This is a genomic window from Streptomyces sp. NPDC049970 (genome assembly GCF_040660235.1).
GTDB lineage: Bacteria > Actinomycetota > Actinomycetes > Streptomycetales > Streptomycetaceae > Streptomyces.
Genome location: NZ_JBFALP010000006.1, coordinates 292,139 through 315,621, shown reverse-complemented (window position 1 = coordinate 315,621; position 23,483 = coordinate 292,139). Strand labels below are relative to the sequence as shown.

Annotated in this window: 21 protein-coding genes and 1 pseudogene; 13 read left to right on the top strand and 9 right to left on the bottom strand. The window is 72.1% G+C overall.

The window, feature by feature from the left end; translation table 11 throughout:
• The first annotated feature begins 195 nt into the window (after nucleotides 1-195).
• From AB0I83_RS14885 to AB0I83_RS14870, 4 genes are read left to right on the top strand one after another with little or no spacing between them, the layout of a single operon-like run.
• Nucleotides 196-1,347 (top strand): polyprenyl synthetase family protein, encoded by a 1,152-nt coding sequence (locus AB0I83_RS14885; RefSeq protein ID WP_363304845.1) that lies wholly within the window; start codon nucleotides 196-198, stop codon nucleotides 1,345-1,347.
• On the top strand, nucleotides 1,344-2,876 hold the full coding sequence (locus AB0I83_RS14880; protein ID WP_363304844.1) for a phytoene desaturase: 1,533 nt from the start codon (nucleotides 1,344-1,346) through the stop codon (nucleotides 2,874-2,876). Before AB0I83_RS14885 ends, AB0I83_RS14880 begins: the two co-directional genes overlap by 4 nt.
• Nucleotides 2,873-3,853 carry a phytoene/squalene synthase family protein gene (locus AB0I83_RS14875; RefSeq protein ID WP_356839398.1) on the top strand — a complete coding sequence of 327 codons (981 nt, stop codon included), beginning with the start codon at nucleotides 2,873-2,875 and terminating at the stop codon, nucleotides 3,851-3,853. Before AB0I83_RS14880 ends, AB0I83_RS14875 begins: the two co-directional genes overlap by 4 nt.
• The gene (locus AB0I83_RS14870) at nucleotides 3,850-4,857 is read left to right on the top strand and encodes a DUF5914 domain-containing protein (protein WP_363304843.1); all 1,008 of its coding nucleotides are present in this window, start codon (nucleotides 3,850-3,852) and stop codon (nucleotides 4,855-4,857) included. Before AB0I83_RS14875 ends, AB0I83_RS14870 begins: the two co-directional genes overlap by 4 nt.
• 4 nt (nucleotides 4,858-4,861) lie before the next feature.
• Here the strand turns inward: AB0I83_RS14870 and AB0I83_RS14865 are convergent, their stop codons facing one another.
• The 5 genes from AB0I83_RS14865 to AB0I83_RS14845 all read right to left on the bottom strand — a co-directional run bounded on the left by AB0I83_RS14865 (nucleotide 4,862) and on the right by AB0I83_RS14845 (nucleotide 11,843).
• Nucleotides 4,862-6,424, bottom strand: a complete 1,563-nt coding sequence (locus tag AB0I83_RS14865; protein WP_363304842.1) for an FAD-dependent oxidoreductase — start codon at nucleotides 6,422-6,424, stop codon at nucleotides 4,862-4,864.
• Nucleotides 6,421-7,149, bottom strand: a complete 729-nt coding sequence (locus tag AB0I83_RS14860) for a class I SAM-dependent methyltransferase (RefSeq protein WP_363304841.1) — start codon at nucleotides 7,147-7,149, stop codon at nucleotides 6,421-6,423. Before AB0I83_RS14860 ends, AB0I83_RS14865 begins: the two co-directional genes overlap by 4 nt.
• Nucleotides 7,146-8,363, bottom strand: coding sequence for a lycopene cyclase family protein (locus AB0I83_RS14855; RefSeq protein ID WP_363304877.1), 1,218 nt, complete (start codon nucleotides 8,361-8,363; stop codon nucleotides 7,146-7,148). Before AB0I83_RS14855 ends, AB0I83_RS14860 begins: the two co-directional genes overlap by 4 nt.
• A 44-nt stretch (nucleotides 8,364-8,407) precedes the next feature.
• Nucleotides 8,408-9,673: an NAD(P)/FAD-dependent oxidoreductase gene (locus AB0I83_RS14850; protein ID WP_363304840.1), complete on the bottom strand. Its 1,266-nt coding sequence runs from the start codon at nucleotides 9,671-9,673 to the stop codon at nucleotides 8,408-8,410.
• A 589-nt stretch (nucleotides 9,674-10,262) separates the two neighbouring features.
• On the bottom strand, nucleotides 10,263-11,843 hold the full coding sequence (locus AB0I83_RS14845; protein WP_363304839.1) for an alpha/beta hydrolase: 1,581 nt from the start codon (nucleotides 11,841-11,843) through the stop codon (nucleotides 10,263-10,265).
• Between the two features lie 94 nt (nucleotides 11,844-11,937).
• On the opposite strand from AB0I83_RS14845, the gene AB0I83_RS14840 reads away from it, so the two are divergent.
• The 4 genes and pseudogenes from AB0I83_RS14840 to AB0I83_RS14825 form a co-directional block, all read left to right on the top strand.
• Complete coding sequence (locus tag AB0I83_RS14840) at nucleotides 11,938-12,969, top strand: MerR family transcriptional regulator (RefSeq protein WP_363304838.1); 1,032 nt, start codon at nucleotides 11,938-11,940, stop codon at nucleotides 12,967-12,969.
• 295 nt (nucleotides 12,970-13,264) lie between these two features.
• Entirely contained in the window at nucleotides 13,265-14,167 is a 903-nt protein-coding gene (locus tag AB0I83_RS14835) for a metallophosphoesterase (RefSeq protein ID WP_363304837.1), read from the top strand.
• The gene (locus AB0I83_RS14830; protein WP_356529685.1) at nucleotides 14,164-14,844 is read left to right on the top strand and encodes a 4'-phosphopantetheinyl transferase superfamily protein; all 681 of its coding nucleotides are present in this window, start codon (nucleotides 14,164-14,166) and stop codon (nucleotides 14,842-14,844) included. The genes AB0I83_RS14835 and AB0I83_RS14830 overlap by 4 nt, the downstream gene beginning before the upstream one ends.
• Nucleotides 14,845-14,961: 117 nt before the next feature.
• Nucleotides 14,962-15,203, top strand: a pseudogene (locus tag AB0I83_RS14825) (IS5/IS1182 family transposase); the annotation flags it as partial.
• A 124-nt stretch (nucleotides 15,204-15,327) separates the two neighbouring features.
• On the opposite strand, the gene AB0I83_RS14820 reads toward AB0I83_RS14825, so the two are convergent.
• Nucleotides 15,328-15,972: an SMI1/KNR4 family protein gene (locus AB0I83_RS14820; protein WP_363304836.1), complete on the bottom strand. Its 645-nt coding sequence runs from the start codon at nucleotides 15,970-15,972 to the stop codon at nucleotides 15,328-15,330.
• A 108-nt stretch (nucleotides 15,973-16,080) separates the two neighbouring features.
• Entirely contained in the window at nucleotides 16,081-16,686 is a 606-nt protein-coding gene (locus AB0I83_RS14815; RefSeq protein ID WP_356839381.1) for a histidine phosphatase family protein, read from the bottom strand.
• Nucleotides 16,687-16,960: 274 nt separating this feature from the next.
• Here AB0I83_RS14815 and AB0I83_RS14810 point away from each other — a divergent pair, with 274 nt between their 5' ends.
• The 4 genes from AB0I83_RS14810 to AB0I83_RS14795 all read left to right on the top strand — a co-directional run bounded on the left by AB0I83_RS14810 (nucleotide 16,961) and on the right by AB0I83_RS14795 (nucleotide 20,014).
• The gene (locus AB0I83_RS14810) at nucleotides 16,961-17,176 is read left to right on the top strand and encodes a CbtB-domain containing protein (protein ID WP_356529691.1); all 216 of its coding nucleotides are present in this window, start codon (nucleotides 16,961-16,963) and stop codon (nucleotides 17,174-17,176) included.
• A 26-nt stretch (nucleotides 17,177-17,202) separates the two neighbouring features.
• The gene (locus tag AB0I83_RS14805) at nucleotides 17,203-17,982 is read left to right on the top strand and encodes a CbtA family protein (RefSeq protein WP_363304835.1); all 780 of its coding nucleotides are present in this window, start codon (nucleotides 17,203-17,205) and stop codon (nucleotides 17,980-17,982) included.
• Nucleotides 17,983-18,274: 292 nt separating this feature from the next.
• The gene (locus AB0I83_RS14800; RefSeq protein WP_356529694.1) at nucleotides 18,275-19,024 is read left to right on the top strand and encodes an SDR family oxidoreductase; all 750 of its coding nucleotides are present in this window, start codon (nucleotides 18,275-18,277) and stop codon (nucleotides 19,022-19,024) included.
• Nucleotides 19,025-19,324: 300 nt separating this feature from the next.
• The gene (locus tag AB0I83_RS14795; protein ID WP_363304834.1) at nucleotides 19,325-20,014 is read left to right on the top strand and encodes a TetR/AcrR family transcriptional regulator; all 690 of its coding nucleotides are present in this window, start codon (nucleotides 19,325-19,327) and stop codon (nucleotides 20,012-20,014) included.
• Nucleotides 20,015-20,248: 234 nt separating this feature from the next.
• Here the strand turns inward: AB0I83_RS14795 and AB0I83_RS14790 are convergent, their stop codons facing one another.
• Complete coding sequence (locus AB0I83_RS14790; protein ID WP_356529697.1) at nucleotides 20,249-20,626, bottom strand: tetratricopeptide repeat protein; 378 nt, start codon at nucleotides 20,624-20,626, stop codon at nucleotides 20,249-20,251.
• Nucleotides 20,627-20,747: 121 nt separating this feature from the next.
• Here AB0I83_RS14790 and AB0I83_RS14785 point away from each other — a divergent pair, with 121 nt between their 5' ends.
• Nucleotides 20,748-21,713: a pirin family protein gene (locus tag AB0I83_RS14785; protein ID WP_363304833.1), complete on the top strand. Its 966-nt coding sequence runs from the start codon at nucleotides 20,748-20,750 to the stop codon at nucleotides 21,711-21,713.
• Between the two features lie 657 nt (nucleotides 21,714-22,370).
• Here the strand turns inward: AB0I83_RS14785 and AB0I83_RS14780 are convergent.
• On the bottom strand, nucleotides 22,371-23,456 hold the full coding sequence (locus tag AB0I83_RS14780) for an alkene reductase (protein WP_363304832.1): 1,086 nt from the start codon (nucleotides 23,454-23,456) through the stop codon (nucleotides 22,371-22,373).
• Between the last annotated feature and the right edge of the window lie 27 nt (nucleotides 23,457-23,483).

Genomic DNA, 23,483 nt, shown 5'->3' with positions numbered 1-23,483 from the left:
GATCGGCGCCGGACCGTCACGCGCCCACCGCTCCCGTCCCTCCTCCCCGCCCCTCCCTCTTTCCTCGGCTCCGCCGTCCGGGTGAACTCCGGGCCGACCGTGCCGTGCGCCGGGCAGGCATAGGCGGAACCGGGATCCTCGCGGCCGGAAGCGCCGGTGGACGCCACAGCGGGATCCGGACGAAAGGGGCGCTCCATGTTCGGTCCACGGGCGACGCCGACGGGCACCGCCGGAGGCACCGGCTCCGGCGGATTCCCGAACACGGTACGTGAGGCGGCCGAGGCCGTCGGCCCCGTGCTCACGGAGCACCTGACCACCAGGCTCCAGGAGGCCCGGAGGCTGGACGCCGCGTTCGCCGAGGAGGTGGCCGCCCGGGTGGCCGGGTTCGTCCTGCACGGCGGCAAGCGGCTGCGTACGGCCTTCGTGTGGTGCGGATGGCTGGCCGCCGGCGGGACCGGCGACCCGGCGACACCGCTGCGCGTCGCGGCGGCCCTGGAACTGCTGCAGGCCTGCGCGCTCATGCACGACGACGTGATGGACGAGTCGCCGGTACGGCGGGGTGCGCCCGCCGTCCACGAGGACTTCGCCCGTCTCCACCGGGCGGGGCGTATGAACGGCTCCGCCGCGTCCTATTCGGCCACCGCCGCCGTGCTGGCCGGGGACCTCGCGCTCGTGTGGGCCGACGACCTCCTCACCGAGACCGCGCTCACCTCCCCGTACGGCGGGCGGCTGCACCAGGAGTGGCGGGCCATGCGCGGCGAGATGGTGGCCGGGCAGTACCTGGACATGCGAGCGCAGGCCACCGGCTCCTGCGACCCGGAGCAGGCCTGGAACATCGCGACGCTGAAGAGCGCCCTCTACACCGTGGAACGGCCGCTGGCCCTGGGGGCGTCCCTGGCCGGCGCCGGCCCCCGCACCATGCAGGCACTGAGATCCGCCGGACGCTGCGCGGGCGTCGCCTTCCAGCTCCACGACGACCTGCTGGGTGCGTTCGGGGACCCGGAGGTGACGGGCAAGCCCGCGGACGAGGACCTGCTCGCACGCAAACTCACCTACCTCCTCGCCGTCGCCCTCCGTCTGGCCGCCGAGTCCGGTGACGGCGAGGCCCTGGACGCACTCGGGCCCGACGGTGCTGCATCCGGTGGAGAAGCGGTCGGCCGGATGCGCGCCGCCCTGGAACGAACGGGCGCGCGGGCGATGGTGGAGGAGGAGATCGCCGGTCTCGCGGCCTCGAGTCTGCGGCACTTCGCCGACGGCTGCGCCGACGTGCGTGCCCGGCAGGAGTTCGCGGCGCTGGTGGCCAGGGCGGCTGGCACCGTGCCGGCCAGGAACGGGGAGAACGTATGAGGACCGTGACCGGTCCCACGGACCATGTGGTGGTCGTCGGGGCCGGCCTGTCCGGACTCGCCGCCGCACTGCACCTCCTCGGCTCCGGGCGCCGGGTCACCGTCGTCGAACGCGACGCCGGGCCCGGGGGACGCGCGGGACGCCTGGAACTCGGCGGCTACCGGGTGGACACCGGGCCGACGGTCCTGACCATGCCGCACCTCGCCGACGAGGCCTTCGCCGCCGTGGGCGACAGCCTCCACCGGCGGGTCGAGCTCATCCCGCTGCACCCGGCCTACCGGGCCCGCTTCGCGGACGGCAGCCAGGTGGACGTCCACACGGACGGCGACGCCATGGAAGCCGAGGTGCGGCGGTTCGCCGGGGCCGCGGAGGCCGCCGGATACCGCCGGCTGCGCGGCTGGCTGGAGCGGCTCTACCGGGCGCAGATGCGCCGCTTCATCGACACCAACTTCGACTCCCCCTTCCAGCTCCTGCACCCCGACCTGGCACGGCTCGCAGCCCTGGGCGGATTCGGCCGGCTCGACCCGCAGATCGGCAGGTTCCTGTCGGACCCGCGGCTGAGGCGCGTGTTCTCCTTCCAGGCGCTGTACGCGGGAGTGGCCCCCGCCCGAGCTCTCGCCGCCTACGCCGTCATCGCCTACATGGACACCGTCGCGGGTGTCTGGTTCCCGAAGGGCGGGATGCACGCACTGCCCCGCGCGATGGTCGACGCGGCCGCCGACGCGGGCGGCATGTTCCACTGGTCCGCCGAAGTGACCGGACTGGAACGCTCGGCCGGGAGGGTACGGGCCGTGCGCCTGGCCTCGGGCGAGCGGATCCCCTGTGACGCCGTCGTCCTGACACCCGATCTGCCCGTCGTCCACCGGCTCCTCGGCCGGAGCCCACGGCGTCCGGTGCCGCTGCGCCACTCGCCCTCGGCCGTGATCCTGCACGCGGGGACGGACCGCACCTGGCCGGAACTGGCGCACCACACCATCTCGTTCGGTGCCGCCTGGGAGGGCACCTTCGACGAACTCACCCGGACCGGACAGCTCATGAGCGACCCGTCGCTGCTCATCACCCGGCCGACCACCCACGACCCGTCACTCGCACCGGAGGGCCGGCACCTGCACTACGTCCTCGCCCCGTGCCCCAACACCACGACCGGCCCGTCGGCCGGAACCTGGCGCGGGCTGGGACCGCGCTACCGCGACAGTCTCCTCGCCGAACTGGAGCGCCGGGGACTCGACGGCTTCGAGGCGTCCATGGAACGGGAACTGCTGGTCACCCCGGTGGACTGGACGGCCCAGGGCCATGCGGCCGGCACCCCGTTCTCCGTGTCGCACACCTTCGCGCAGACCGGCCCCTTCCGGCCCCGCAACCTCGTACGCGGCTACGACAACGTCGTACTCGCCGGGTGCGGGACGACACCCGGCGTCGGCGTACCGACCGTCCTCGTCAGCGGCAAGCTCGCGGCGGCCCGCATCACGGGCCCCCGCCGTACGGCGGACACCCGCCGCCGTCCCGTCACCGAAGGGCAGAGCCGATGAGCCGACGCGAACTGGACGCCGCCGGGATCACCGGGCCCACCCTCCGCGACGCGTACAGCCGGTGCCGCCGGCTGAACGCCCGGCACGGCCGGACGTACTTCCTGGCGACCCGGCTGCTGCCGGTGGAACGGCGCTGCGCCGTCCACGCCCTGTACGGCTTCGCCCGCTGGGCGGACGACATCGTGGACGACCTCGACCGCCGGGAGCCGCCGCAGGAGCGGGACCGCCGGCTCCGCCTGCTCGAGGACGACCTGGCGCACGGGCTGCGCACCGGCGACGGCCGCGAGCCCGTCGTCATGGCGGTCGCGGACACCGCCGAGCGCTACGCCATCGACCACGGACTGTTCGCCGACTTCCTCGCGTCCATGCGCAGCGACCTGAGCGTCGCGGAATACCCGACGTACGCGGACCTGCGCGCCTACATGCACGGTTCGGCGGCCGTGATCGGGCTCCAGATGCTGCCCGTGCTCGGGACGGTCGTGGACCGCGCGGAGGCGGCCCCGCACGCGGCGGGCCTCGGCGTCGCCTTCCAGCTGACCAACTTCCTCCGGGACGTGGGCGAGGACCTGGACCGGGGGCGCGTCTACCTCCCGAAGGACATGCTCGGCGCCCACGGGGTGGATCTCCACCTGTTGCGGTGGAGCCGGCGCACCGGGCGGCACGATCCCCGTATCCGCGCGGCGCTCGTCGAGGCCGAGGCCACGATCCGGGCCGTGTACCGGGAGGCGGAGCCCGGCATCGCCATGCTGGACCCGCGGGTACGGCCCTGCATCCGCACGGCGTTCACGCTGTACCGGGGGATCCTCGACGCCGTCGCCGACGACGGCTACGCGGTGCTGCACCGGCGAGCCGTCGTACCCCGCCGGCGCCGAGCGGCCGTGGCGGCGGCGGGACTCGTCGGGATTCTGGGGGCACGGGCCCGCACCCGGCCGTCGGTTCCGGCACCGCTCCCCGGCAGGGAGGGGGCCCCGCGATGAACGGACCGCGCGCAAGGGCCACCTGGACGCCGCCGCTGCGGCTGCGGCGCTCCCCCCGCTGGGAGCGGCAGGCTCCGACCTGGCGCGAGGCGAAGCCGGCCGTCATCGCCGAGGCGCTCGGGCGGGCCGCGGCGCGGCCGTCGGGCAACTGGTACGTCGTCGGCGCCTCGCGGGAGACCGGCGCACGGGACCGTCCGTACGGCCGGACGGTCGCCGGCGTCGAAGTGGTCCTGTGGCGGACCGCGGACGGCACACTGCGCGCCGGACCGGGGGAGTGCCCCCACCTGGGTGCTCCGCTGCGTGACAGCCGCGTGGCGTGCGGGACGCTCCTGTGCCACTGGCACGGACTCGCCCTGGACGGCGGGCCGTTCGCGGGGTGGGAGCCGTATCCGGTGCACGACGACGGGGTGCTGGTGTGGGTGCGGCTTGACGCCGCGGGAGGCGAACCCCCGCTGGGGGAACCGGCCGTGCCGGTCCGGCCGGCGCCGGGGGGCGCGGTGGACGCGGTGTTCACGGCGGTCGGCCGCTGCGAACCCGAGGACGTGGTCGCCAACCGGCTCGACCCCTGGCACGGCTCCTGGTTCCATCCGTACGCCTTCGTCGGGCTCGACGTCGTCGGCACCCCCGAGATCGACGGGGACGACGCGTTCGCCGTCGACGTCTCGTTCAGGGTCGCGGGCCGGCTGGTCGTGCCGGTGCGCGCCGTCTTCACCGCGCCCGGACCGCGCACCGTCGTCATGCGGATCACCGACGGCGAGGGCGCAGGGTCGGTGGTGGAGACCCATGCCACCCCCCTCACCGCACCGGGAGCCGCGCACCCCCGTACAGCGGTCGTCGAGGCCGTCGTGGCCGCCTCGGACCGGCGTGGCTTCGCCGTGGCGCGCGCCGCCGCTCCGGCGCTGCGACCGTTGATGCGGCGGACGGCGGGCCGGCTCTGGCGCGACGACCTGGCGTACGCCGAACGCCGCTGGTCGCTGCGGAGCACCGGGCGCTTTCCCGGCTGAGGCATCAGAGGCGTGAGGCCCGGCCCGCGAGGGCGCGCAGGAGCCTTGAACGCCCGGCCCGCGGGACGGTCCGGAGCACCTGGCCCCGGACGCCCCAGCCCGCGAGAAGCGTGTTCGCGGCCAGGAAGCCCGAGGTCGCCGCGCGTTCCATGAGCGCGACGGGCAGACCGGTGCGGACGAGGTCGCCCGCCAGCACCAGGCGCGGATGAGGTGTTCCCACGGCAGGCCTGCGCCGGTAGCCGCCGACGGAGAAGACCGGGCAGTCCGCGCGCCACTCGTGGCGGGCGTCGACGATCCGGGCGTCGGCGGTCTCGGGGTACACCTCGTGGAGGCGGCCGAGGATCCGCCGCTGGACCGCCTTGCGCTCGGCACCCTCGTCGACCGCGTAGGCGTGGAGTTCGACCACGGAGCCGCCCGTCCGCGCCGCCCAGCGCGCCGACTCGCCCTCCCAGCGATCGAGGACGCTGATGTTGTCGAGACCGTCGTAGCCACTGGTGCCGAGGAACCCCGCCCGGTCCGCGCGCACGGGGCGGTCGAGCCACAGACGGGTGACCAGGAACGGTGGCGCGGTGCGCAGTCCGGCGATGTCCGCACGCCAGGCCGCGTCCCCCAACTGCGGTGAGGCTCGCACGACATGGCGCAAACCGGCGGTGTCCAGCGCCAGCACCACGCCCTGGTGCCGGTCGGACGCCCCATCGGTCTCGACGGCGAAGTCCCCGCCGGCTGAAGGGCGGACGCGGTGGACCGCGGTGCCGGTGCGCACCTCGCAGCCGAGCCGGCGCAGACGGTCGCCGAGCGGCTCCCAGAGCGCCTGCGGGAACGGCTCACGCGGTACGTCGAAGAGGAGGCCCTCCGACGACCCCAGAAAGTAGATGTGGAACATCAGCAGCAGCTCGGCGGCGGACAGTTCGCGCGGGTCGGCGAAGAAGCTCCGGGAGAACACCTCGAACGCCAGGTGGTGCGCGGCCTCCGGGAAGTCGACGCGGTGCAGGAAGTCCGAGGCGCTGATGCCGTCGAACCGCTCGTACACCTCCGGGACCCGCACATCGAGCAGCGGCAGCGCCGCCCGCGGGTCCATCGCGGCGAGATCCCGCCAGCCGAACGTGGGGCTGAGCGCGACGAATCCGAGTGCGCTCCAGGGCGGGGTCCTCGGCACCCGGGCGAAGCTGTCCCGCATACCGTCGCGGTGCCGCAGCGGATAGTCCGGCAGCGGTGTGAGCGCCTCCAGCCCCGGATCGCTGCGCCGCAGCAGAGTGCGCAGGTTGTAGTACTGGCGGAAGAACGCGTGGAATCCCCGGCTCATCGTCGCCCCCGACCCGTCGGCGAGGGTGACCGGCCATCCGGCGAGACGGCCGCCGAGGGCCCCCTCCCGCTCGTAGAGGGTCACGCGTACGCCGCGCTCCGCGAGCGCCGTCGCCGCCGCGAGCCCGGCGATACCGCCGCCGATCACCGCCGTGGAAGGCGCGTCGCCGGTGAGACGCTCACGGCCGGGGGCGGGCAGGACCACTTCCGCCCGGCGGTCGCGTCCGTGCCGGGCCGCTCCGGGGCGACCTTCCCGGCCGCTCATGACCGGCCCGCCACGGTCAGCTGCTCGCCGTTCCTGGCGAGGAAGGTGTGGACGATGCCGGTCTGCCACCCGGCGACCGGGAGGGTCCGCACGAAGGGGAACCCGGCCCGGGCGATACGGTCCGCGAAGTCGGGGGCCGTGTCGAACGCGAGAACACTGCGCCACAGATGGTGGTACAGCTCGCGGTTGCCGGTCAGTGTGCCCGCGGGGACGATGAAACCGCGGCAGACAGCGGTCCACAGGGCCCGGTGGGCCGGTGAGCCGCTGAGGCTGTACTCGTGGACGAGCAGACGCCCGGCCGGGCGCAGCAGAGCACGCACGGATTCGAGGACCGGCCCGGGTTCGGCGACGTTGCGGAAGAGGTACGCGGCGAAGACCGCGTCGAACGTCCCGTCGTCCCCGGTGAGTCCTTCGGCGGACCGGTGCAGGAAGCGGACGTTCGCGGGCCAGCGCTTCGCACGGGCACGCTCCAGCATGCCCGCGGAGGCGTCGACGGCCGTGATGCGGGCGTAGGGGGCCGCTCGCAGCAGCGCCCGCGTGGACGCGCCCGTTCCGCAGCCGAGGTCGAGTACCCGCAACCCCGTCCCGCCGCGCGGCAGCCTGAGGCGGCGTGCCGAGCGGAGAAGGTCGGAGCGGTAGCCCGGATTCAGCGCGGTGAGACGGTCGTAGCTGTGCGAGGCGTGATCGAAGGCGTGCGCGAGGTCATGGTCACGCAACAGGGTCATCGAGGGCTCTCTTCTGATCGGCCGGTGGTACGGCGGGAGAGGAAGGGCAGTTCGAGCGCCGTACGGAGCATCGGGCCCACGGGCGTGCGCAGGCCGATGCCGAACTCCTCCCACGGCGTGCTCCCGTCGTCGAGGAAGCGCAGCACCCGGTCCATCGGGACGCGGCGGAAGAGGTCGGTGAAGAAGCGCGGGCCGTCCACCCGCCCGGTGTCCAGGGCGCGCAGCAGGACGGCGTCCATGGCCATGGCCCTGCGGCCGTACGGTGGTGGAACGATTGCGCGGCCCCGGTCCAGCGCGGCGGCGATGGCCCGGCTCTGCCGCTGCACGGCTGCGAAGGTGTAGCCGGTGGCCGGCCGGGTGGCGCCCCCGGCCGCCCCGATCCTGAAGACCGCCGGTCCGGTCCTGCGAGGGAACACCGCGTCGGTCATCGGGATGACGCCCTGCTCGGCGGACTCCACGGTCAGCGGACCGAGTCGAAGCACCTTTGTGGTGTAGTGCCGCAGGGCCGACTCGTAGGCCGACGTCGTCAGCGGACTCCGGGAGAACTCGGTGTACTCCACCAGTGCCCGGTCCGGGGCCAGTGGCAGGACGTATCCGAAGGCGAGGCCGTGACGCGGCTGGGGCACCCGGAAGTCCATGAGGTCAGCCACCTCCGGATCGAACACGGGGGCCGAGGTCCGCACGAACCAGCCGCGGAAGTGCTGCAACAGCAGGGTGCGGTGGGGCGGCGTGGCACGCACCGGCCGGGAGTCGAATACGTACCGTCCGCGCAGGGCGAGCGGGCGGCCGTCCGGGGTCGTGCAGTGCACCTGCGCGCCGTCCGGAGCGTCACGCACCTCGTGGGCCGTGGCCCGCAGGACGCGGGCCGTGGGCGAGGCCTCCAGCCGTGAGTGGACCAGCCGCTCGAAGGCGCCCGAGCGCACCATCCGGTAGCGAAGGGGCGCCGGATCCGACTCGACGACGTGGCCGTCAGGACCGCGCACCCGTAGCCGCCGCCAGTCGGCCACGACGGCCTCCTCGAACTCGCCGGTGCCCGCTTCCCAGAAGCACCAGGTGCGCTCGGCCGGGCGCAACGGTCCGTCGGGAGCCTCCACCAGAGTCACGCCGATACCGGCTCCGGTGAGCCGGTGGGCCAGGCAGAGCCCCGCCGCCCCACCACCGACGACGACGGCCTCGTCCACCCGGCCGTCGTCGTCCGGGTCCGACGGACCCACCGGTGCCGCCGCCCGCGCCGTGCCCGCGCGTCGGACGCCTCCGGTCACGCCCGGGAGACCCGTGCCGCTGCCCGGTCGGCCATCACCTCGCGCGCCGCCCGGCTGCCCGAGGCGAGTGCGCCCTGCACGGAGCCGGTGGCCCGGTGGTCCCCGCAGACGTACCGCCCGGGTGCGAAACGCGTCGTACGGCTCAGGGGCCAGGGCGGCAGCATGGCGGGAAGCGCTCCCTGCACCGTGTAGGCGGCGACGGGGTCCCAGAGGCTCGTGTCCGTGTCGTAGAGCTCGGCCAGCCGCGCGCGGACCGTCGGCTCCCCGCCGGGTGGCCCCGCGCCGAGGACGGAGGTCGACACCAGCGCGGTGCCCGGGGGCGCGTAGCCGGGCGCGACCTCGGTGAGCACGCAGCTGTTCAGGACGGCCAGTCCGCCGTCGACCACCAGGGTGGGCTCGCTCAGCGGCGACCGCTCGGCCGCGTGGTAGTACGTCGTCACCGTCCTGCCGCCCGGCACGGTCAGTCCTGGCAGCAGACGTGCGGCCGTGGCGGAGTCCGTGGCCACGACCACGGAGGCGGCGGCCTGTTCGCGCCCGTCGGCCAGCAGTACGCCGGAGTCCGTCACCCCGGAGACGGGCGAACCGAGCCGCAGGGCGCCGTCCGGCAGACGGGCGGCGAGCTGGGCCGGCACGGCGCCGATGCCCCGGGCGGGCAGGCAGAGGGTGCCCCTGGCCATGCTGCGCCAGACCAGGTGGAAGAAGCGCGCGGAGGTCTCCAGCCCCTCCTCCAGGAACACTCCGGACAGGAAGGGCCGCATGAGCTCGTCGATCGTACGGGGCGACAGCCCTGCGCGGACGAGCGCCTGTGCGGCGGTGCGGTCGGTCATCCGTCCCAGACGTTTCGCCGGGAGCAGCACGTCACGTGCGGTGAGAGCGGCGAGCGCGGCCAGGTCACGGGCCGGCAGGACGCGCCCCGGCAGCAACTCCGCCGCGTCGCCCGGCCGTCGGGTGGGGTCGGTGATCCGCACCCGTCCCGAAGGGGTCCGGGCGACGACACCGGGGGTGAACGGCCTCAGGCGCAGCGCACGCAGGTCGACGCGCCGCTTCACCTGCGGATAGGACGTGTTGAAGACCTGGAAACCGCGGTCCAGCAGGAATCCGTCCCTGCGGTCGGTGCGCATCCGCCCGCCCACGCCGTCGGACGCCTCCAGCAGCTCGACACGAAGGCCCGCGCCGCTGAGGTCGAGTGCGCAGGCCAGGCCCGAGAGGCCGGCGCCGACGACTACGGCGTCCGGCGGCTTGGGGTGCTGTCGGTTCGTCATCCGTGTCCCTCGGCTCGCTCCCGGCATGACTGACGGGTGGTCAACTCGATCACGTTCCGGGCGCCGAAGCCAGCAGCCGCCACGGAGATCGCCTCATCGTGTGACCCGAGTGCCCGGTGACGACGAGTCGCCGTACCTCTTCCGCAGGGTGCCGGGCCGGTGCACCGCCGAGCGGCCCGAGCGGTGGCTCTCCACTCCCCACCTCGCACCGCGGATCCACCTTCGGGGCGTCGACGGTCCGCCCCGCCGCGCGGGTGCGGTCGGTGACCCTTCTCTTGACCTTCTCCGTGACGCTCCCGGCCGTGGCTCCTCCCAGGACGCCTTGCCGACTTCACCGAGGTCGTCGTCGAGTGCGCCACGGGTAATCCTCGAAGTCGGGGCCGATCCCTGCGGGCATGTCCCGGCCCGGTACGGATCGTCCGGCCACGGCATCCGGACGGCCGAGGCCCGCCTCCCCTGCCCCCTGCCCCCTCTGCTTGTGCCGGCCGTCTCCGAGGCGTGCTCCCAGGCGGCCCGGGGCCGAGCGCGTGGGCTGCCGGACGCCCGGCAGCACGGCGTCCGCCTACGCGCTGCCGGGGCCGTTGGCGACTCACGCCGTCAGATGCCCCAGCACGGTCCGCACGGCCCGGCGTACCGCCTCGCGCGTCGCGTCCGTGGGATCGACCGTCTCGAAGGTGTGGTGACCGTCCGGTACGTCCACGACCTCGATGTTCGCCCCGTGCTCCTTCGCCGCGTCGAGGAACTCCTCGACGGTGGCGGCGATCTCGGCGACTTCCAGCCCGGCGCGCACCAGCACGACGGGCAGATCACCGGCGTGCGCGATCGCCTCCGCCGGGTGGAACGCGCTCCCCAGACGCCCCCAGGCCGGCAACGGCGCCATGATCGGGTAGTTCGCGGCGAGGCAGCGCAGCCATGACGGTGGCGCCGCGAGCCACGACGCGGTGAGTGGGCCGCTGCCCGAGAAGAACCACAGGGCGATCCGGTCCGCGTCCACCCGCGGATCCGCCCGGACCCGCTCCACCGCGTCGACCACGTCGGCGGCGGCACGCCCGTAGTCCGTCACGTCGTGCAGCCGGTGGTCGAGCGTCACGCCGACCATGCCTCGACCTGCCGCGTAGCGCGCGTACCCCGTCAGGATCGGCCACTCCCTGGGGGTCGGACGAGCCTCGGCGGGTACCGGGCCGCCGTGCACGAGAACCACCGCGGGGCGTGGGCGGTCGCCGGAGGGCAGATGCAGGTCGACGCGTCCGATCCGCTCGACGGGGGCCTCGGGCACGTCCAGCGGGAACGGCCGCAGATGCGCCGGCGGCCCGGCGGCGTTCGCGGGGGTGAGCCGGTGGCCTCGGCCTGCTGCGGCATCGAGGAGCGTCCGGACCAGTTCGGCCGGGCTGGAGAGCATCGGCCAATGCCCGGTGGACAGTTCGAAGAAGGTCACCCGGGGGTCGGCCAACGCCTGGAAGGCGGGCTCACCGAAATCCACCCGCGCCTGTACCAATGCGATGCTCGACCCGCTGCCGGTGCACAGCACTCCGGCGAAGGGGACGGAGGTGACCGCCCCGGTAAGCCTCAGCGGCTGGAGGAGGGTCCCCAGAGGTTGAGGCTCGGCGAGCGCGGTGAGCCGGTCGAGCGCCTCGTCGGGAACACCTGCGACGCTGCCCCAGAGCCGCCACTCCTCGCGGGACGGCGGCGGAAGTTCGGCGGCGGCGCCCTTCCCGGCCTCGGCCGCCAGAAGCATCACCTGTTCGCGCAGAAGCTGATCGGGAACGGCGGCGAGGGCCGGGACACCGTCCTGCGGCATCCCCGAGTCCAGATAGACGATCCTCGCCACCGACCTCGCGCGCCGGTCGGCGGCACCCAGAACCGGGTGGATGCCGTAGTCGTGGCCCACCAGCACGATCTCCTCGCCCCTCGCCCCTCCCACCGAGTCGATCACCGCTACGACATCCGAGATGTGCGACTCCAGATCGGTGACCGCACCCGGGTCGGAGACTTTCCCGTCGAGTCCGTCGAGTCCGTCGAGTCCGTCGAGTCCGTCGAGTCCGTCGATTCTTCCGAGCCCGCCGAGCGGCACCGCGCGGACCTCGCATCCCGCCGCGGTCAGCCGGGCCGCCGTCTCCTGCCACACGTGGGGTCCGGTGAACAGGCCGGACACCAGGACGAATACGGTCATGATCTCTCCTCTATACGCCGTCGGCATCGGACCGGCCGCCCAGGCCCGGCCCGTCTCGCGGGTACCGTAGGAACTCCCCCAGAGGGAGGTTCAAGTGTTCTCGTCGTGGGACGGCCTGTGCGGCATCGGTGACCTCGCCAGGCACGCGGGAGTCACTGTCAAGACGGTGCGCTTCTACTCCGACCTCGGACTGTTGCCCGAAGCGTCCCGCAGCACCGGCGGACACCGCCGCTACGGCCCCGACGCCCTGGAGCGGCTCCGGCTCATCCGCTCGCTGCGCACCCTGGACCTGCCGGTCGCCACCGTCCGCCGCATCCTCGACGACACCGACACCGACACCGTCGGCCGGTCCGGCGGGGCTCTGGAGGACGCCGTCGCGGGGCAGTTGGCCGCGATCGGCTCACAGCTCGCGGCCCTGCGCTGGAAGGAGGCGGCACTCCGCTGCGTGCAGGAGTGCCCACCTTCCGAACGCCCCGGGCGGCTGCTCCTGGTCGGCGCGACGGCCGTACCGCCGAACACTTCCACCCTGGCCCGTTTCTGGCGGGCGTGGCTGCCGGCGCGGATGCCGGCCCGGTCCGTCACCGCCTTCCTCGACGCCGCGGTTCCGCAGCCCCCCGTGGACCCCGAACCGGCCCAGGTGCTCGCCTTCGCAAGGCTCGACGCCATGGTGTCCGGCCCTTGCGACGGCGACGCTCCCACTCAGCCCCACGTGCACAGAGCGGCGGGGGCCCGTGAGTCGGCCGTGCTGTACGCGGGACTTGCGGAGGCGTACGACCTGGCGGCCACTCAGATGCGCCGGGGCGTGGGGCCGCAGGCGGGGGACGCGCTGGAAGGATTCGTGGACGCGTACGCGCGCGCCCACAACACCCCTGACACCCCCGGCTTCCGCCGTGTGCTCGCGGGACGGCTCGCCGCCGACCCTCGTATCGACAGGTACTGGGAACTGACGGCCGAGATCATCGGCGAGCCGTGCGGTACGCCCGAGCCGACTCCCGGGACCGCGCACGACTGGCTTCTCGCCGCGCTGGAAACGCAGTCGGGAACCGTGCGGGTCCGGAGTGGGGCGTCGGCACGACGCCGCCACCACGGCGGGCCGGATGCTGTCCGGGTGCGTGGTGACGACTAAGCCGCGGACTTCGCCTGACGAACAGGCGTGGGCGGGGCGCACGCCTCTCAGACGTGACGCACACACCTCCGATACGACGCACCCGCCAGAGCCCCACTGCCGTGCCGGCCGGCTGACAATGCGCGGCGTCCGGCGAGCCGGAGCTCTGCGCGGAAGCGTTGCGCGCCTTCCTCCGGCCCCACCGGACCGAGACGCAGGGCTGAGCGCAGCCCCCTCGGCCACCGCTACCGGACGAACAACCAGCACCTCGCGCGAGGCGTCCCACGAAGATCCCCCGAGGCGCTAAATTCGAACAATGAGTCAACTGAACGACGCGCCCCGAACGCCGAAGGGGGAGGGGCGGCTCCTCGCAGTCAGCGATCTCCACGTCGGCATCGCGGACAACCGCCCCATCGCCGACCAGCTGCGGCCCTCCTCCGACGCTGACTGGCTCATCGTCGCGGGGGACGTGGCGGAGGAGGCCGAGGAGGTCGAGAAGGCGCTGGAACTCCTGGCCGGGCGCTTCGCCCACGTGGTGTGGACCCCGGGGAACCACGAGCTGTGGACGCTGGACAAGGACTCCGTACGGCTACGAGGCCGTGAGCGGTACGAGCACCTCGTGCGGGTGTGCCGCGAGCTCGGGGTGACCAGCCCCGAGGATCCGTACCGGCACTGGCAGGGTGCGGACGGACCCGTCGCGGTGGCGCCCGTGTTCACCCTCTACGACTACAGCTTCAGGGTTCCGGGGACGACGACCAAGGAGGAGTCCCTGGCCCGCGCGCACGAGGCCGGCATCGTCTGCACCGACGAGTACCTGCTGCACCCCGATCCCTACCCCACCAGGGACGACTGGTGCCGGGCCCGGGTGGAGCTGACCGAACGGCGGCTGGCGGCGCACGACCCGGACGTACCGCTCGTGATCGCCGGGCACTGGCCGCTGCTGCGCGAGCCCACCGCGGTCATGTGGTACCCGGAGTTCGCCCAGTGGTGCGGCACCGAGCTCACCGCCGACTGGCACCGGCGTTTCAACGTCGCGGCCGTCGTGTACGGCCACCTCCACATCCCCCGTACGACCTGGCACGACGGGGTGAGGTTCGAGGAGGTCTCGATCGGCTATCCCAGGGAGTGGCGCAAACGGGGCCATCCCCGCGGCCTGTTGAGGCAGATCCTGCCGTACGAGGGCGAACAGCCCCCGGCCGCGGAAGGCCACCTCTCGTGATCGAACGACTGCTTCCCGCCCACATCGCCTGCGCGGACACGAAGGAGGCCGAGGCTCCGCCGGGGAGTCTCTACGCCGAAGAGGCACAGTTGGTCGCCCGGAGCGTGGACCGCCGCAGGCACGAGTTCGCCGCCGTACGCGTCTGCGCGAGGCGGGCGATGGCCACGCTCGGGCTGCCCCCTGTGCCGGTGCTGACCGGTCACCGAGGGATGCCGCTGTGGCCCGACGGCATCGTCGGCAGCATGACGCACTGCGACGGCTACCGTGCGGCGGCGCTCGCGCGTGCCTCGGACGTCCTCGCGATCGGCATCGACGCCGAGCCGAACGAACCTCTGCCGACCGGCGTATGGGAGGTCGTGTCGCTGCCCTCGGAGCGGGCGCGCAGGCCCGTGGGGGCAGACGGTTCGGGTGTCCACTGGGACCGGCTGCTCTTCAGCGCCAAGGAGAGCGTGTTCAAGACGTGGTTCCCGGTCACTCGCGTCGAACTCGACTTCACGGAGGCCGACATCACCTTCCGTCCCGGTCCGGAATCCGCGACGCAGGGCACCTTCACCGCCGAACTGCTGCGTAGGGAGCCCGGGGTGCCGACGTCGTACGAGGGTACGTGGCTGGTCGACGAGGGACTCGCGGTCACCGCGATCGTCCTTCCGGCGCCGGACGGTGCCGATAGGCGTTGACGAGGTCGGCCCCTGAGGGGGCCTCGGGTGGTCCGGCACGCACCTGAGGGGGGTGTCGGGTCCGCACGACAAGGGGAGGGGCTGGCGCCGGCACGGTGCGACGGAATCCCGCAGGGGGGCGGTCTGACCAGCAAGGTCCACCTGGCCTGCGACGGCCGCGACGGGGGTCGTCCCCTCGCTCTCGTCGTGACGGGCGGCATCGGCATCACCAACGCCTGCACCCGGTTCAACGCCGTGCTGGGAGCGATCCGGGCCCGGCGAGGCCGCCGCGGTGGCCGTCCGCCGGCCTTCGACCGTGCGCTCCACAGGTACCGCACGACGTCGAGGAGCGGTGCTTCAAGCGCCCGAAGCAGTGGCGTGGCCAGCCGACGGCGGTGTGGCCGGCCCGCCTCGCCACCCGATCGGGCAGAACCGCCCGTTCCTGCGAAGCAGTCGTCGCTCTCGCCTCACTCCTGACGTGAGGGTGACGGCTGACGAACCGACTCATCCCATGTCTTCGTCCCCGTCGTCGTCCTCGTCCATGCTCTCGTACCCGGAGTGGAACAGCGCGGAGAAGCTGGGGTACTTCGTCGGGTTGCCGTACTTCGGAGCGAACTCGTAGGCGGCCCACTCGCCGTCCGGCCCTACGTCGGTCGGATCGAGCAACCAGAAGTCCTCTCCCCGGGCGATCTCGACGCACCGGCGAAACAGCTGCACGTCGTCCTCGTTGCCGGGTATCGAGTCGTAGGTCTCGGTCACGCGTCCGCCGGCATCGCTGTCCCGCATCCACAGGACGCGGTCGCACGGATGGACACCGTCCACCCAGGCATCCAGGCGCGTCCACCCGTCGCTCGCCAGGAAGAATCCCCTGAGGCTCGGTGGGAACCGCACCCCGAGCCGCTCCTCGGACTCCACCAGAGCTTCCTCCCGAGCGGGTGCTTCACCCAACCACAGCTCGACCCGCCCCCCTTGGTCCAGAACCTCCAGCTGATCGTCATCCAGCAGGTCGACCAACTCTTCGCCGTCGGCACGGACCTTCACGTACAGCTCGCCGTACCGCTCCAGAAAGACACGCCACTCCTGCGGCGTGGTCAGTACAGCGGCGGCTGCGTTCTCGTCAGGCTCAGTCGTCTCACTCACGCCGATCATGCTGCCAGGCGGCACTGACAACGCCGACGGCTGCCGACTCGTACCGCGGGCGAGGACCTGCTGATGGTTGCTGCCCTCTGATGTGGACGTGACACCTGACGACACCGCCTAGCGGTCCGGCTCCGGGACGAAGGCACCGTCGCTGCCCAAGGGCCGGCCGCACCGCATGTTCCACCTTCCGGAGCGGCCGCTGAGTTCCGTCACGGTCAGAGGGGCGATGTCCAGCCGCCAGAAGGTCTCCACCGGCAGGCCCAGGGCCCGTACCACCGCGACCCGTGCGACCGCGGGCTCGACGACGGCCAGCAGTCGTTCCTGGGAGCCGTCCAGCGACTCCAGGACGTTGCCCACCCTGGCGGCCAGGTCCGCCAGGGACTCGCCGCCGTGCGGAGCCGCCGAGGGGTCGGTCAGCCAGCTCGACACCGCGCCCGGCTCGACCGCCCCGACGTCCTCGAGCCGTTGGCCACGCCAGCGGCCCATGTCCCAGTCGGCGAAACCTGGTTCGACGCGTGCCTGAAGCCCGAGGGCCTTCGCCGTCTGGGCGCAGCGCTCGGAGGGGCTGCGGACATACCGGTCGGCGCGGGGAACCCCGTCGGCGGCGGCGACCGCCGCCGTCCTGCGGGCACCCACCGCATCCAACGGGGCGTCACCTTCGAACCGGGCCTCACGCAAAGCGGCGTTGACCGCCGGTGAGATCAACATCACCCGTACCGTCATTTCCTGCCTCCACACCCCGAACGGCGGCCCTGTGACCGCAGGGGCCCCAGGGGAACACAACCGTCCTGCGGAACGGCAAAGCCGACATGCGCCATGGCGGTGGCCGAAGGGCAGGCGGTATGGTCTGCGCAACCATGACGAAGGTGTGACGGAAGCCCGGTGAAAGTCCGGCACGGTCGCGCCACTGTGTATCCGCCTCGCTGCGGGAAGTCAGACCCGGCACCTCGTCTACGGCACCACGACAGGGACGCGTGTTCCCACAGGAGGTTCTGCCATGGCACAGTCTGCCGCCCCCACCACCGTCGTACCGGTCATCGCGCCCATATCCCTCAAGGTCCTCGCGCCGTGGGCCGTCTTCTTCGGAATCCTGATGCTCGTCCTCCTCTACTTCGTCGGCGCGGAGCAGGGTGCCACCGCGTTGATCTCGGGCGAGGGCGTACACGAATGGGTCCACGACGGCCGTCACCTGCTCGGTTTCCCCTGCCACTGAGGGGTGGGAAAGCAGGAGAACGTCTCATGAACTCCGTATCGGTCCGAGCTCTCCTCATCCGCGGCATGCTGGCCGGCCTGGTGGCCGGCGTGCTCGCCCTCGCCGTGGCCTACTTCCTCGGCGAATCCCGGGTGGACGCCTCCATCGCGCTGGAAGAGGCGCACGCTCACACCCATGACCACGGCGGGGGCGAGGAACTCGTCAGCCGGACCATGCAGGCCACCGGCGGACTGGCGACCGGTGTCCTCGTGTTCGGCGTCGCGGCCGGCGGAATAGCCGCACTCGTCTTCTGTTACGCACTCGGCCGCATCGGCGCGTTCGGCCCCAGGGCCACCGCCGCGCTGGTCGCGGGAGCGGCGCTGCTGACGGTGTACGTGGTGCCGTTCCTCAAGTACCCGGCGAACCCGCCCGCCGTCGGTGATCCCGACACGATCGGGCAGCGCACCGGGTTGTTCTTCCTGATGGTCGCGCTCAGTGTGCTGTTGGCGGTGGCTGCCGTCATCGCGGGCAAGCGGCTCGCGCCGAGGCTCGGCCGTTGGGACGCGACGATCGCGGCGGCCGGGGGCTATGTCGTGCTGATCGGGCTCGCATACGCCTTCCTGCCCTCGTTCAACGAGGTCGGAACGGACTTCCCGGCCACGCTCCTGTGGGAGTTCCGGCTGTCCACGCTCGCCGTTCAGGCGACGCTCTGGACCGCGTTCGGCCTCGTGTTCGGCCTGCTCACGGAGCGGTTGCTCGTGCCCGGCCCCGACTCGGTCGCCGGCTCCGCGCCGACGGCCACTCGTTCGGTGGGAGCGGCGAACTGACCCTCACGCTCCAGGATCTTCACGCTCCATGACCCTCGTGTCCATGGAACGGTCGACGGAACCCGCCGGACCCCCGGCGGGTTCCGTCGTGTCAGGTCCGAGTCCGCGCGGAGTCCGCCCTGAGACCGTCCCGAGGGGGAGCGAAATATCGACATTCGGCCACGGTGTCCGGGTGGCGACGCTATCGGTGGCTGACGACGATCGGGGTAGCGGTGCTATTCCGAGAGTGTTAGCGTTGATGTTGTCAGGGTTCGCTGAAGCAGCGGCAACCTCTCTGTCCAGGAGTAACGCCATGACCGAGCAGAATGCCGAAACCACCCGCCGGGTCGCTCTCGTCACCGGTGGGTCACGAGGTATCGGACGTGAGAGCGTCGAGCGGCTCGCGGCGGACGGCTTCGCCGTCGTCATCAACTACGCGGGGAACAGGACTGAGGCGGAAGCGGCGGTCGCTGCGGTCGTCGCCGCCGGCGGGGATGCCGTCGCGCATCAGGCGGACGTCGCCGACGAGGTCGCGGTGGCCGCTCTCTTCGACACGGCCGAGGAGACTTTCGGGGGAGTGGACGTCGTCGTGCACGCAGCCGGAGTGATGGCACTCGCCCCGCTGGTGGACTTCGATCTGGACGCTCTCGACCGGATGCACCGGACCAACATCCGCGGCACCTTCGTCGTCGACCAGCAGGCCGCCCGGCGGCTGCGTGGCGGCGGGGCGATCATCAACTTCTCGAGCTCGGTGCTGGCTCTGGCCCTTCCCGGGTACAGCGGCTACGCCGCCACCAAGGGGGCGGTGGAGGCCATGACCCTGATCCTGGCCCGCGAGCTGCGAGGGCGTGACATCACGGTCAACGCGATCGCCCCCGGGCCGACGGCCACGGCTCTGTTCCTGGACGGCAAGGACGAGGAGACGATCGCGAAGATGGCGGCTCAGCCGCCGCTCCAGCGCCTCGGCGCCCCGGAGGACATAGCCGAGGTGGTCTCGTTCCTTGCCGGTCCCGCGCGCTGGGTCAACGGACAGGTACTGCGGGCCAACGGCGGCATCGTCTGACGGGACCTCCTGTTCGTGCCGCTGGGCAGGCCGTCCGTCGCGCCTCCATGGCACTCGTCATGCCGGTGGCGCCTGCTACGCGGACTGCCGGACGGGCCTGCCGGTCCGTGCTGATTCCTTGAGGGAGGCGACCATGTCCGGACTCGTTCCCGTGACCGGCCGCGCAGGGCGTCCTGTCGGAGATCCGCCCCGGGTCGTGACGGGCGCCCCCGTCCCTCTCGCACGGCTGCCACGAAGGTGCGGGTATCCGGACTGTCGCCGCCCCGTCGGCTCCGGGTGCTGCTTGATAGCGTCCGTCCGGTGAGCACACGAGCGCGCATCCTCGAAGTCGCGGCCGGACTGGTCGCGGAGTCTCCGGACGGTGACATCTCCACGCGGGCCGTGTGCGAGGGGGCGCAGGTCGGAGCACCGGCCCTCTATCGGCACTTCGGTGACAAGGAGGGGCTGCTGTCGGCGGTCGTCGACCATGGATTCGACGCGTATCTGGCGACGAAGCGGGAGCGTGGCGACACCGGGGATCCTGTCGAGGACCTTCGCAACGGCTGGGACAGCCATGTCGAGTTCGCTCTGCGCAACCCCAATCTGTACCGCCTGATGAACTCACCGGCGATGCGGACGCCTCCGGCATCGGCGATCGAGTCCCATCGCATACTGACGCGGGACCTGGAGCGGGCGGCAGAGCAGGGGAAGCTGCGAGTCACCCCCGAGGTCGCGGCACAGATGATCATGTCTGCCACCACCGGTGTGGCGCTGATGCTGGTCGCCCGTCCCGCGACCTTCACGGACGTCGGCACGTCAGCACGCGTGCGGGACGCCGTGCACGCGGCCGTCTTCACGCCTGACGCGTGGACGAGCAAGCCGGTGGACACCGAGGTCCCCTCCGCGGCGGCCCGGCTCAGTGCGCTGCTGCGGCGCTCGCAGGGTTCCGGCCTCAGTACCGCCGAATCGGCACTGATGACCGAGTGGCTGGACCGCGTCTCCAACGCGTAGTTCGCACGGGACCCGAGGGCGGAGCGCCTGCGCCGGGCCCACCTTGCCGGGCCGGTTGTGTGGAGCCCGGCAAGGTGACGCGGCCCGCATGCGTAAGGGGCTCGTACACGGGCTGTGCGAGGGCCCCGTCAGGCTCCCGTCCGAGGGCGGCCCCTCACAACTCCCGCCGCCCAATCCATCCGGTCCGCCCAACCCATCCGGGCCATCCGGTCCGTCCTCAGTCCCGAGCCGTCCTCAGTCCCGAGCCGTCCGCCTCTGGCCGACCGGCTCGGGGTCGAAGTCGCCGGCCATTGCCCTGGCCATCCGCAGGTGCGGTGCGGCTTCTGCCTGTCGGCCCTGACGTTCGAGTGTGCGCCCGAGCATCAGCCGCGCGTAGTCCTCGACCGGGTCGCGCTCCAGCACCTCGCGCAGTTCCGTCTCGGCCTTGGTGAGCCTGGCCGAGTGATAGTAGGCGCGGGCCAACAGCAGCCGCGGCGCCACCTGTTCGGGCGCCTCTTCGACCAGCCCGCCGAGGATCCGGGCGGCGGTCAGGTACTCCTTCGCTTCGAAGAACATCTGCGCGCGGTCCCACCGGTCGGCCGGTGTACCGAACTCGTAGTAGGTCTCGTCCACTGCTTCTCCCAGGCCGAAGTGTCTTACGGTCCCGTCAACACTCCGAGGTCGTTTAACATTCCACTAAATTTTCGGCGTGGATACGGGCGCTCCCTCAGCCTTCGGGAATAGGTTGTGCGCTATGAGCAATCTCGATCGCCAGGCATCCCTTTCCGTCTGCGGGGGACGTGGCTTCGTCGTGGCCGAGCCGGTACGCGAACTCCTCACTCCTCGACGCGTCCAGCTCGGGGAGTCCACGGAGGTGCGCAGGCTGCTTCCCAACCTCGGCCGCCGGATGGTCGGGGCCTGGGCCTTCGTCGACCACTACGGCCCGGACGACATCGCGGACGAGCCCGGGATGCAGGTACCTCCCCATCCCCACATGGGGCTGCAGACCGTGAGCTGGCTCCACGAAGGTGAGGTCCTGCACCGTGACAGCCTGGGAAGCCTTCAGGAGGTCCGTCCGCGAGAGCTCGGTCTGATGACGTCGGGCAAGGCGATCAGCCACTCGGAGGAGAGCCCGAAGTCGCACGCAAGGCTCCTGCACGGCGCCCAACTGTGGGTGGCGCTTCCTCACGAGCACCGGCACGTGGAGCCGCACTTCCAGCACCACAGGGATCTGCCCGCCGTCACGGCGCCGGGCGTCCTCGCGACCGTGATCCTCGGTGAACTCGACGGTGCCGCCTCGCCCGGCACCGCCTACTCCCCGATCGTCGGCGCCGACCTGGCGCTCGCCGCCGGCGCCGAAGCCCGGCTGCCGCTGAATCCCGACTTCGAGTACGCCGTGCTGTCGATGTCGGGCGAGGCTGAGGTGGACGGTGTCCCGGTCCTGCCGGGTTCGATGCTCTACCTCGGCTGCGGCCGCACCGAACTGCCTCTGCGGGCAGCGTCCGACACCGGACTGATGCTGCTCGGGGGCGAGCCGTTCGACGAGGAGATCGTCATGTGGTGGAACTTCATCGGGCGTTCGCACGAGGAAATCGAGGAGGCCCGGCAGGCGTGGGCGGAGGGTTCCCGCTTCGGTGAGGTGCACGGCTACGAGGGTGGCCGGCTGCCTGCGCCCGAACTGCCGCCAGTGGCGCTGAAACCGCGGGGCCGGGTGCGCTGAACTGAGGTTATGTGTTCTCAGGCGCTCCTTGGCACGTGCGCTCACCGCGTCCCCTCGCCGACCCGGCGGGGGACGCAGCTGCGCCTCCCGCAGTCCGGTTCCAGGGTGGACGGAAGTCGCACGTGTTGGCACCTGTGACCAGGTCTGATCGAAGACTTGCTGCCCCTTTGTCGGCCTTACCGGTGAGCAACCAGGTTGCTGGGGTTGGGGGACTCCTGGTGCCTGCTCCGCCTGACCGGCGTCTCCTCGCGCGGTGGCCGACCGAAGGCGACCTGTTCACCACCCGGGCCGGGGTATGGCTGTGGGTCGACAAATGCACGGACCGGCCCGTCTGGCACGCCACGGCCGAGACCGGAAAGGGGATGAAGGCCGAGCCCGGGTGCCGTTCGACCTCGGCGTCCGGTCCGGCCTCCGTCGCGAGCTCCCTGCTCGCCCGGTCCTGCACCCCCAAGGCGAGGTTCGCCGGGCCCCTGCGCCGACGCGCCATCGGATACGTACGCACCCACCCGGTACAAGCCCGACACGACCACCTGCGCAGTCTCGTCGAAGTCCCGGCCTCGGAAGCGGCGGTGGGCCTGGAGCGGGGGTCTCCGATCTCGGGCGTGGCGCGGCTCAGGCGTGGTCCGGCGTGTTGCCGGACGCTTCACCCGTTCCTGCTCAGCCGGTGGTGAAGGCGGGGTAGTCGGTGTAGCCCTCGGTGTGACCGGCGTAGTAGCTGTCCCGGTCGCCGTCGGCCAGCGGGTGGCCCTGCGCGAAGCGCTCGACCAGGTCGGGGTTGGCGATGAAGGGGGCGCCGAAAGAGATCGCGTCGACGATCCCGTGGTCGAGGATCTCGTTGCCGAGGGCCTGGGTGAAGCCGAGGTTGGCGACGATGTTGCCCTGGTAGTGGGCGCGGTAGCGGGAGAAGACGGCGATGCGCTCCTCGATGGTGCCGGGGGTACCCAGGAGGTGCAGGTAGGCCAGGTTGCTGTCGTTGAGCTTCTTGAGCAGCTGGTCGTAGTCGGCCAGTGTCTCCCCGTCCGCGGTGAACGCGGTTCCGCTGGTCCAGTGCGGGGACATCTTCGCGCCGATGCGGTCGCTGCCCCACACGTCACTGACGGCGTCGAGGATGTCCAGGAGCAACCGAGCCCGCTTCTCGCTGCTGCCTCCGTAGGCGTCGGTACGCTGGTTGAGGCGGGGGTTGAGGAACTGCGGGATCAAGTGCTGTCCCTGGGCGTGGATTTCCACCCCGTCGAAACCGGCCCGGCGGGCGTTCTCGGCCGCATGGCGGTAGTCGGCCAGGGTGTCGGCGATCTCAGCGCCGGTGTAGGCGCGCGGAGTGACGGTGTCCTTCGGGCCGGAGGGGGTGAAGGACTTCTCGCCCGGGTTGATGGCCGAGGGCCCGGCGGGCAGGCGTCCGCCGAAGTGGTCGGGGTGGGAGGCCGCTCCGACGTGGCCGAGCTGGGAGATGATCCGCCCGCCCGCCTCGTGGACGGCTTCGGTGACCTTCGCCCAGCCGGCGGTCTGTGTGTCGGTGTAGATGCCGGGGACGTTGATGAAGCCGATTGCGTCGGGGCTTACCCATGTTCCCTCGGTGACGATCAGCCCTGTGGTGGCGCGCTGCCTGTAGTAGGCCGCGTGCAGGTCCGTGGGGGCCAGCTCGGCGTTGTGAGCGCGGGCGCGGGTCATGGGGGCCATGACGACTCTGTTGGGGAGCTCGAGCGCGCCGAGGCCGACAGGCTGCAACAGGGGCTGGGTAGTCATTGTCGACTTCCTTGTGTCAGATAGCGG